Annotated in this window: 10 protein-coding genes and 1 pseudogene; all 11 read left to right on the plus strand. The window is 66.9% G+C overall.

What is annotated here, in order from left to right; genetic code table 11:
* Positions 1–111 precede the first annotated feature (111 nt).
* Entirely contained in the window at positions 112–699 is a 588-nt protein-coding gene (gene tssB, locus VD972_RS31440) for a type VI secretion system contractile sheath small subunit (protein WP_324992472.1), read from the plus strand.
* Positions 700–759: 60 nt separating this feature from the next.
* Positions 760–2,250: a type VI secretion system contractile sheath large subunit gene (gene tssC / locus VD972_RS31445; protein ID WP_324992473.1), complete on the plus strand. Its 1,491-nt coding sequence runs from the start codon at positions 760–762 to the stop codon at positions 2,248–2,250.
* A 55-nt stretch (positions 2,251–2,305) separates the two neighbouring features.
* Positions 2,306–2,896, plus strand: coding sequence for a hypothetical protein (locus tag VD972_RS31450; RefSeq protein WP_324992474.1), 591 nt, complete (start codon positions 2,306–2,308; stop codon positions 2,894–2,896).
* A gap of 25 nt (positions 2,897–2,921) precedes the next feature.
* Complete coding sequence (gene tssK / locus VD972_RS31455) at positions 2,922–4,175, plus strand: type VI secretion system baseplate subunit TssK (protein ID WP_324992475.1); 1,254 nt, start codon at positions 2,922–2,924, stop codon at positions 4,173–4,175.
* A 1-nt stretch (position 4,176) separates the two neighbouring features.
* Complete coding sequence (locus tag VD972_RS31460) at positions 4,177–4,566, plus strand: GPW/gp25 family protein (protein WP_324992476.1); 390 nt, start codon at positions 4,177–4,179, stop codon at positions 4,564–4,566.
* Positions 4,563–6,212, plus strand: a complete 1,650-nt coding sequence (locus VD972_RS31465; RefSeq protein ID WP_324992477.1) for a hypothetical protein — start codon at positions 4,563–4,565, stop codon at positions 6,210–6,212. Before VD972_RS31460 ends, VD972_RS31465 begins: the two co-directional genes overlap by 4 nt.
* 42 nt (positions 6,213–6,254) lie before the next feature.
* A complete protein-coding gene (locus VD972_RS31470) occupies positions 6,255–6,857 on the plus strand; it encodes a hypothetical protein (RefSeq protein WP_324992478.1) in 603 nt (200 codons plus the stop codon).
* Between the two features lie 7 nt (positions 6,858–6,864).
* The gene (locus VD972_RS31475) at positions 6,865–8,514 is read left to right on the plus strand and encodes a type VI secretion system baseplate subunit TssF (protein WP_324992479.1); all 1,650 of its coding nucleotides are present in this window, start codon (positions 6,865–6,867) and stop codon (positions 8,512–8,514) included.
* Positions 8,511–9,149 carry a DotU family type IV/VI secretion system protein gene (locus VD972_RS31480; RefSeq protein ID WP_324992480.1) on the plus strand — a complete coding sequence of 213 codons (639 nt, stop codon included), beginning with the start codon at positions 8,511–8,513 and terminating at the stop codon, positions 9,147–9,149. The genes VD972_RS31475 and VD972_RS31480 overlap by 4 nt, the downstream gene beginning before the upstream one ends.
* 17 nt (positions 9,150–9,166) lie before the next feature.
* Positions 9,167–9,457, plus strand: coding sequence for a hypothetical protein (locus tag VD972_RS31485; protein WP_324992481.1), 291 nt, complete (start codon positions 9,167–9,169; stop codon positions 9,455–9,457).
* A gap of 2 nt (positions 9,458–9,459) precedes the next feature.
* A pseudogene (locus tag VD972_RS31490) lies at positions 9,460–10,157 on the plus strand (hypothetical protein); the annotation flags it as partial.

Genomic DNA, 10,157 nt, shown 5'->3' on the forward strand with positions numbered 1-10,157 from the left:
GAGCGCTTCTCCCTAGACTGTCAAGTTGAGCACAGCGGCTCGATTCCTTCCGGCGGATGGTGAAGGGGATGGGCTCTCAGGAGACGAAGCCGCTCGTGTCAAGGAGAAGCCGTGCCCATCCAGGACAAACTACCCAAGTCGCGCATCACCCTCGTCTATCGGACCAACATCAACGGCGAGGCGGAGGACGTCAAGCTTCCCTTCCGCGTCGTGGTGCTTGGTGACTTCTCCCTCGGGAGCTCCAAGGACCGCCAGCTCGACCTGGAAGAGCGCAAGATGCGCTCGGTCACCGGCTCCAACCTCAATGACTTGATGAAGGACATGGGGATGTCCATCGCGTTCGAGGTGGATGACAAGCTCAGCTCGGATGGCGAAGGCAAGATGGCCGTGGAGCTGCCCATCAGCCGGATGAAGTCCTTCCACCCGGACGAGATCGTCCACCACGTGCCCAAGCTCAAGGCGCTGCTGCTGCTGCGCAAGCTCCTGCTGGAGATGCAGTCGGACATCGACAACCGCAAGGAGCTGCGGCGCAAGCTCTACGAGCTGTTCTCCAACAAGGACGAGCTCAAGAAGCTCCTGGAGAGCGATCAGCTGAAGACGTACGCGAGCATGCGCCTGCCCGCCACCGCGCAGCCGCAGGACGCCAAGCCCGTCGTCACGCCCAAGACCATCCCCGCCGTGGTTCCCGCCAAGGCCTGATCCCTTCTCGCCTTTCTCTTCCTTCCAAGTCTCGTATTGATGCCGAGGAGCCTGTAGCTCATGGCCGACAAAAACTATCTCAGTGAGCTGTTCCAAGTCCGGGGACTCGAGGTTCCCACCAGCGCCGAGCCGATGATTGGCACGGGCCTGGTCCCCACCAAGCAGAACGATCTAGAGGCGCCGGGCGAGGAGCGCTTCATGTCCGCCCTGGCGGCGCTGCTCTACAACGTGGAGCCCGTGCAGGACGAGGCGGGGCAGGTCCGCTTCGACAAGGGCGAGGTGATGAAGGCGGTGGCGCGCGTCGATGAGCTCATCGAGGCGCAGATGAACGAGATCATCCACGCCGAGAAGTTCCAGAAGATGGAGTCTGTCTGGCGCGGCCTCGAGGATCTCGTCAACAACACCAACTTCCAGGCCGACATCACCATCGACATCCTGGACGTGGACAAGGAGGAGCTGGCCGAGGACTTCGAGAAGAACTCGAGCAACATCTTCTCCAGCGCCCTGTTCGACAAGGTCTACATCAAGGAGTACGACCAGTTCGGTGGCCGGCCGTACGGCGTGCTGCTGGGCCAGTACGACTTCACCTCCTCGCGCGCGGACATGACGTGGCTGGAGCGCATGGGCAAGGTGGCCAACGCCGCGCACTGTCCGTTCATCGCCGCCGCCGCCCCCCAGTTCTTCGACTGCGAGACCGTAGAGCAGCTCGAGTCGCTGAAGAACCTGGACGGCGTGCTGAGCCACCCGCGCTACAGCAAGTGGATGGAGCTGCGCGACAAGGAGGAGGCCGCGTACATCGGCCTGACGCTGCCGCGCTACGTGGTGCGCCTGCCGTGGGATCCGGACCGCAACCCCTGCGACGTGCTCAACTTCAAGGAGGACGCCGAGGGCGACTCCAAGAAGTACCTGTGGGGCAACACCTCGTACCTGCTGGGCCGCAACCTGGTGAAGGCCTTCGAGATCTCTGGCTGGTGCCAGTCCATCCGAGGCCCCAAGGGTGGCGGGCTCGTCCAGGGCCTGCCGGTGGACACCTTCACCATGCGCGGACAGAAGATGATCCAGGCGCCGGTGGAGATCGCCATCCCGGACTATCGCGAGTACGAGTTCGCCCGCAACGGCTTCATCCCGCTGGTGTACCGCAAGGGCTCGGGTGAGGCGACGTTCTTCAGCACCCAGTCCATCAAGCGGGCCCGGAAGTTCAAGGACCCGAAGGACTCGGAGAACTCGCAGCTCGTCACCAACCTGGCCTACACGTTCTCCATCACGCGGCTCGCGCACTACATCAAGAGCATCATGCGCGACAACATCGGCAGCACCGCGGATGCCGGCTACGTGCAGCGCCAGATCGACGCGTGGCTGGCGGGGTACGTCACCACGGTGTCCAACCCGGATGACCTGACGCTGCGCCGCTTCCCCTTCAAGGCCGCCACCGTCATGGTGGAGGCGCGTGCGGGGGAGATCGGCTGGTACGACTGCAAGGTGGCCGTGCTGCCGCACATCCAGTTCGAAGGCCTCAATGTGGAGTTGATGCTGGAGTCCCGCCTGGGATGACCAGGCGCTTGTTGTAGCAACCCTGACTCGAGAACCAGAAGAAGGAGAGGGAGCCATGCCGCAATTCAGCCGTGCCCTGGACGTCTACCAAGGGTTCAACTTCAAGAAGGACAAGCAGGCGCCAGTGGGCTACGTCACCGAGATGCAGCTCGGCGAGGGTGACAACTTCAAGCTCACCGCGGATCAGGAGACCATCAAGAATCCGCTGCAGCCGGATCAGAACCTGGACAGCAAGGTGGTGGGCGTGCTCAACCACTACCTGTGGGAGACGGGTGTCACGGACGCCATCTACCTCTCCGCGCAGATCTCCACCGCCAACAAGCAGAAGCTGGCCGCGGCGCTGATGGGGACCTGGTCCAGCGTGGACGTGAAGTTCAACTACGTCATCTACGAGTACGACCAGCTGCAGAAGAAGTACTTCAAGTCCAACTGGTCCGATGCCCTCCTCGAGGGCGTGCTGGAGAAGAATGGAGACGACCTGAACCTGTCGGTCGCGGACTCGCCGTCCACGGAGGTGCAGTCGCCCAGCGTCTACGCCATGCAGATCGGCATCAAGCCGCAGACGAAGGAGCAGGCGGTGAACATGTCCACGGGCGTGGGTCTGCAGGTCGTCAAGCAGTGGGGCGTCACCGAGACGGCCCGCTAGTCCCTCTCCGCTAGGAACCAATGCCATGCAGCGCCACAAGCTCGCGCGGGTCCGCTGGCAGGTCGGCCAGACGCTCCTTCCCGAGCACTTTCGCGCCCAGGATGAAGCGCTCTCGTCCGAGTCGCGGCTGCATGCCGAGCTGTCCGGGTTGCCTCAGGTCGGCATCGCCTCGCTCACGTGGAGCGAGGTGCTGCTGGCCGAGGGCAGCCTCTCCCTCTCCTCGCTGACCGCCGCCATGCCCGGCGGCTTCCTGGTGAACGTGCCGGGCAACGCCGCCGTGCCCTCGTTCTCGCTGGAGGCCACAGGCCGCGCGGAGGTCACCGTCTACCTGCACCTCATGGAGGACACGCGCACCACGGAGGGCGTGCCGCTCTACGCGGACGAGCCGCCCAACGTGCAGCGGCTGCTGCGCCGGCTGCAGCTCTCCAGCGAGCAGGCCGTGGATCGGGCGCTCTCCACGCTGCAGCTGGTGTCCTTCTCCAAGAGCCTCGAGGGGTCCTGGCGCCCCGACACGCGGAAGGTGCCGCCGCTGCTCCTGGTGGGCCCCAATCCCTTCCTCAACGAGCTGCTCACCGAGCTGGACGTGCTGCTGGAGAAGGCCCACGGTCAGCTGCGCACCCTGCTGCTGGACAGCTACCAGCGCGGAGAGCGGCTCGCCGCCGCCCGCCGCACCCTGCTAGAGGTCCACCGCCTCCAGGCCCTGCGCGGGGACATGCGCAGCGGCATCTGCCCTCACCCGTACCACTTCTTCGACGCCCTGCGCCGGTTCTACTTCGAGGTGTGCTGCTACCTGGAGCTGGATCCGGCGGGCTCCATGCCCGTCTATGAGCACGACGATCCGGGCGCGGGGCTGTGGGGGTGGATGGAGCTGCTCAACCGGGCCTTCCGCCCGGAGGACACGCGACTCACGTACAAGCCCTTCGACTCCAAGGACGGGCAGTTCATCCTCTCACCGCTGCCCGCGCTGGAGGCGGGCGTGCAGAGCGAGCTGTACCTGCTGGTGCGCAGCGAGGATCCCAGCCAGCCGCCCGCCATGGATGGGGTGAAGGTGGCCAGCCCCTCGCGCCTGCCCGTGGTGCGCCGGCTGGCGCTGCGCGGCATCCCCTTCCAGCACGTGCGGCACCCCGCCTTCCCTCACGCCTTCGGCCCGGAGATCTCCTGGTACAAGCTCTCGCTAGGAGAGGAGTGGCAGTACGCCCTGCGCGACAACGGCATGGCCTTCTACGTCACCCCGGCGCTCCAGGGCACCCAGGTCTTCCTCTTCTGGCGCAGGGCTTGAGATGGCACGCCCCTCCTTCCTCGACAAGTTCACCAGCACCTGGTCGCCGCCGGGCGGTGATGGCGAGCTGGAGCAGGTGCGGCAGAACCTCGAGTCCGTGCTCAACACCAAGGAGGGCTACGGCTACTTCGTCGAGGGCTTCGGCCTGGGGCGCTACACGGAGAAGTACGGCACTCCGAGCCTGCTGAAGACGCTCACCAGCGAGATGCAGCGAGCGGTGGAGGAGCATGAGCCCCGCCTGCAGGACGTGGAGGTGGAGCTGCGCGGGCGGGACTCGGGGCTGTGGCTGCACTTCATGTTGACGGGCACGCTGCGGGGCGCGCCCTGCAAGCTGCGCATCCTCTTCCACACCGTGGGTGGCCTGGTCCGGGTGGAGGAGAACGAGGAATGAGCGAGACCTCCGTCAAAGAGCGGCTGGCCGTGTCGCTCACCCTCACCGTCGGTGGCAAGGCCCACAAGATCATTGCCGGCAGCATCAAGCGCTTCTCGCTGGAGCTGTCGAGCTGGGGCTTCGAGGGCGAGGCGGAGTTCCTGCTGACGGACACCCAGGGAAACAAGGGCAAGGACAACGCCGCCCTGCTGACAGCCTTCCTCAAGCCGGACCTGGTGGAGGTGAAGCTCGAGGTGAAGGCCGTCCTGCCGGAGACCTCGTCCCAGCCGAACCCCACCGCGCTGGAGCTCAAGGGCTTCGTCACCGAGAAGACGCTGGTGGAGGAGGCCGTCACCACCGGAGACAGCGATCTCATCCTCCACCGCCGCTTTGGCATCCGCTTCCAGGATGTGGCGCGGCTGCTGTGGCGGCAGCACTACCCCTGTGCCCTCTACACGTCGAAGACCGTCCAGCAGGTGCTGGACGCGCACAAGGGCGAGAAGATCAGCCTCAAGTACGACTGGGATGCCGTCCTGGGCAGCCAGCACTCCCTGCTCTTCGTGGGGTTGGATCCCCAGCGAGGGGCCAGCTTCTACGACTGGGTGCTGTGGCTCGTGCACGGGCACGGGGGCGTCTTCACCTACGACTACAAGACGCATGGCTACCGGATCGCCGCCGAGAAGGATGCCACGGGCACGCCGCTGGCGCTCTTCCCGCTCAACCTGTCCACGCTGGAGGTGATCCTCCCGGAGGTGATCCGCCACGACGTGACGGTGCTCAACGCCATCGCCGTGGGGCCCCAGACCGAGAGCGTGACGCAGGAGCAGGCCGTCACGGGCATCCGCCAGGACGTGCTGCTGTGCACCCCCATCTCGGACGAGGTGCAGGCCCGGGTGGATCTGGAGACGGCGCGGCTCCGGGTGCGCGGCCCGGAGGTGGAGCTGACGTGGCGCTCCTTCCCCGAGAAGGCGCTTACTCCCGGTGCGCTGGTGAAGCTGCCCTCGGACGATGCCTGGGGCGCAGCGGGCGTGGCCCAGGACGAGACCTTCCGCGTCCGCAGCCTGCTCCTGGACGCCGAGGTCACCAGCGACATGAGTGAGGACGAGGTGTACGGGGATGACTACGCGCTCTTCTCCTTCCGCATGAGCACGCGGCTGGAGCCCCAGGGCGAGCTCCACGTGGACCTGCCCGCGTGGCAGCCCCCGGGCTACCCCCGCTACGTGGAGGGCCTCATCGTCAGCGAGCAGGGGGACAAGAAGGACGAGACGTGGCAGGCCTACACCGACTCGGCCACCTCGCTGGATGGCTACAAGGTGAAGATCCCCCTCTTCGAGGACCAGATCATCCCCACGCCCTTCAACCCCAACCTGCTCCCGGGCCACTTCTACTTCCCCGCCTACAAGGGCGAGCGGGTGCTGGTGGCGCTCGACTTCCGGCGGGCCTGGATCAAGCGCTTCCTGGACTGGCGCACCGGCGCGCGCATGCCCCAGGACGGGCAGGGCGTGCAGCTGCTGGTGGGGAAGACTCCGGAGAACGGCACGGCCATCAAGCACTACTACACGGACGACAAGCCCGTCTTCCTCATGCAGCGCACGAACGACAAGGACACCCAGAAGATCCAGATCGCCGAGGGCACGCTGCTCATCGAGGTGAAGGAAGACCAGTGAGAGGGGAGGGCCACGGGCTCTCCGCCGAGGAAGCGAGGAACCATGGGCAAGCTGGTCTGCACCGTCGAGCTGGACAAGGAGAAAGGCGTCACCGTAAAGGTGGAGAACGCCGACGATCAGATCACCCAGACGGTGGTGATGGATGGCACCAGCATCACCATCACGGTGAAGGGCTCTGAAGAGACGAGCACCTACGTCCAGAAACAAGACAGCGTCGTCATCACCTGCAAAGACTTCACCGTGGATGCGACCGGGACGCTCACCCTCAAGTCGGCGAAGGCCTCGAGCTGGAACAGCCAGGATGTACTCACGGTGGAGAGCACCAAGGACATGAGCCTCACCTCCCAGGCCAAGCTCACCCAGAAGGCGGCGCAGGACGCCACGCTGAAGTCCGACGCCAAGGTGGCCATTGAAGCGGCCATGAACCTGGATCTCAAGGGCATGCAGACCACGCTGGTGGCCTCGGGTGGAGAGAACAAGATTGAGGGCCTCACGCTGAAGATGGAAGGGAAGACGCAGGCGGAGCTGTCCTCCGCCATGACCAAGGTGTCCGGCCAGGGCAAGCTCGGACTCGAGTCGTCGGGTGTGGCGGAGCTCAAGGGAGCGATGACCACGGTCGGCGGGTCGCTCGTCAAGCTGGGGTGAGGGTGCGGTGAGCGTCTCGTCGGAGCTGATCTACCAGGACTTCCTGAAGGAGCTGGATGCGCTGGAGCGCTTCCGGCAGCGCTTCCTGAGCGCGCACCCCACCGTGCCGCTGGACCGGGAGGATCCGCACGTGCGGCGCCTCATCGAGTCCATGGCCTTCTTCTCGGTGCAGACGCGGCTGGCCACGCAGCACAACCTGCGCTCCACCTGGCTGCGGCTGTTCTCCGCCTTCTTCGACTTCCTGCTGCGGCCGCTGCCGGCGGTGGCGCTGGTGCAGGCGCTGCCGGCGGAGAAGATGACGGAGACGGTGGTGCTGCCCCGCGGCACCGAGCTGCGCCTGGCGCCCGCGCACGGCGTGGCGGGCAGCTTCCGCACCCGGCGCCACCTGCGCATCCTCCCCATCTCCACGGAGGGCTCGGAGGTGGTGCGCCTGGTGGATGGCCGCTTCCGGCTCATCCTCCGCTTCGAGTCCAGCTTCCCCCGCCGGGATCCGGTGGGCCTGTTCAGCCTGCTCGTGCGCCACCTGGATGAGTACCGGCCCTCGCTGGCCGTCTACCACGCGCTGCGCAAGCAGCTCACCCAGGTGAGCGTGGTGTACGACGCCCAGGCGGACGAGAGCTCACAGGGCCTGCCGTGCGAGTTCTCCTTCGGGGACGCGCCTGAGGAGCTGGACGACTCGAGTAACTACGAGCACCCGCTGCAGCGCGTGCGCGCCTTCTTCCAGCAGCCCGAGCAGGGGCTCTTCCTCCACGTGGCGGTGCCCTCGCACCGCAAGGAGTGGACGCGCTTCAGCCTGTGCCTGGACCTGGACAAGAGCTGGTCGGTGGGACGCTCGCCCCACCCGGACTTCCTCCAGCCCTTTGTCGTGCCGGTGGAGAACCTCAAGGCCGAGCCCGCTCAGCCCATCGTCGCGGATGGCACCCGCTCCGAGTACACGATCCGCGGCATGACGGCGGGCCGGGAGCTCCAGCTGCACTCCGTCACCGGCGTGTACGTGCTGGGGCAGTCCGGGCGGCTGCCCATGCGCCCGGCCTTCCTCCCCGGTGAGGGGCCGAGCTACGAGCTGGACGAGGGGATGGACGAGGATCTGCGCCCGCGCCACAGCCTGCTGGTTCGCCTGCCCGAGGCCTTCATCGAGCCGCAGAAGCTGCTGGTGGAGGCCCTCTGGTACCAGCCCCAGTTCGTCTCCGAGGCCGTGGGCCGGGTGAGCGTCTCCACCCCAGGCCGGCACGTGGAGGGCCTGGGCTGGCAGCTGGTGGGCCGGCTCGAGGCACACCGAGACAGCGCGCTGCGCAATGACGTGGCAGGTCTGACGCGGCTGCTCGCCTGGAAGGTCAAGTCCACGCTCGAACGCAACGAGCTGGCCGCCCTGCTGAGCTACCTGGGGACTCCCGCCGAGGAGCCCTTCCGCCGCGTCATCCCCTGGCTGCGGGAGCTCAAGGCCACGGTAGCCCCGGATGGCGCGCTGCGTGGATCAGGCCTGTTGCACGTGTACGAGCTGTTGCTGGAGCCTTTTGACGCCAGCGCCGAGCCCTTGGTCCTCTGCTTCCTCGAGCAGGTGCAGCAGCTGCTCGAAGCGTGGAATGCTGAGGCCTCGGTGGTGCTGCGGCCCTCGATTGCAGGGGCAGGCCCCTTCCCGTTGAAGGTGTCTTCATGAAACTCGAGCATTGGCAGAGCATCCTCCGGTCTCACCGGCAGGTGTGCGCGCAGCTGGATCAGTCACTTCCCCCCGCGCCCGGCGCGGGCGAGGAGCGCACACAGGTGCGGGTGGGCTCGCAGGGCCTGGCGCTGCTCCAGCAGCAGCTGCTGGCCGAGGTGGCCGATCTCCAGAAGTCCCTGGGCGGAGCGTACCGGGACGAGGAGATCGACGAGGCGCTGCGCCCCTTCGTCTACTTCGTGGATGAGCTGGTGCTGCGCCGGCTCGCGGAGGCGGAGCAGTCGGACTGGCCGCTCCTCCAGTACAAGCTGTTCGGCATCGACTCGGGGGGAGATCGCTTCTACGAGCAGGCCGACGAGAAGCTGGTGCAGCGCGGCGCCTCTCCGCTCGTCTTCGAGCTGCTGCACTTCTGTCTCACCGCGGGCTTCGAGGGCCGCTACGCGGGGAACACGGCCCGGCTGCGCGAGTACAAGGAGCGGCTGGCGGCGCGCATCCCCAAGCCGGATGCGGTGCCCCTGCCCCCGCCTCCCGCGGCCCAGTCTCCGCTCGTCCACGCCTTCCCCCTGCGCTACTACGTGGTGTCCGGAAGCGTGGTGGTGCTCGTTCCAGTGCTACTGTGGTGGTTGTCGCGATGAGGGAAGAGGTGCAGAGGATGAAGGAGCTCCAGGGGCCCCGCACGCAGCTGGCGCGCCTGGAGAAGTCCATCCACTCCGAGCTCGGATCGCTGACAGCGGGCGCAGCGCCCCTGGTGGATGAGGTCCGCGCGGGGGTGGTGGCGCTCTTCCCGGAGCCCGGCGGCACGCGCCTGGCACCCAAGGAGCACGAGGCCCGGCACGAGAAGCTCGTGCAGACGTTGGATGAGCTGGAAGAAGTTCTCGAGGCACTCCAGCTGGCCGCGCGCTCTGGCCGTTCCGGGGCGAGCCCGCCCCGCGGGGGGAGGTAGCCGTGGGGTCTCCATTGCTGAGCCTGTTGTCGCTGACGCGGGTGCAGGTGGATCCCGCCAAGGCGCTGACCACCGGTGTGCAGCAGCTCAACACGAGCGCGAAGTCCGTCGAGACGAGCGCGGGGACGCTGGGCAAGCTCTGGGAGAAGGTGAGCCCGTACCTCATCTGGGTCCTGGCGATCGCCGCCGCGGCGCTCCTCATCTACGGCATCGTCAAGCTCGTGGGCTGGTACCGCCGCCGGCGCACGGCGGCTCCCGTCTCCAGCGGCCCTCCGCCCATGAGCTCCGGCCGGCTGCTGCAGGTGCGGGGGACGTTCCTCTCCGGGCTGCCCCTGGCCCACCGCGCCGCCGTGGTGGATCTGCCCAACGTGGTGGTGCTCGGGCCCGCGGGCAGCGGCAAGACGCAGCTCATTGGACTGGATGTGGACTGGCAGCGCCAGGCCCGGCAGTTCCTCCCCAGCTACACGGAGGATCCGCTGCTGCAGATGTACCTGGGGCCGGACTGCGTGGTGCAGGAGGTGTCGGCCCCGCTGCTGGAGGACGAGTCGCTCCAGTCCCGCACCGCCCTGCGGCGGATGTGGAGGAAGTGCTTCAACCACCGCCAGAAGGGCCTGGCCGTCATTGCCCTGGACGTGCGCTGGCTCGCGGACACTCCGCCGGATGAGCAGCGGCGCATGGCCCAGCTGCTGCGCGGCAAGCT

Origin of the sequence: Hyalangium sp., from assembly GCF_035629615.1 — a bacterium.
Lineage (GTDB): Bacteria > Myxococcota > Myxococcia > Myxococcales > Myxococcaceae > Hyalangium.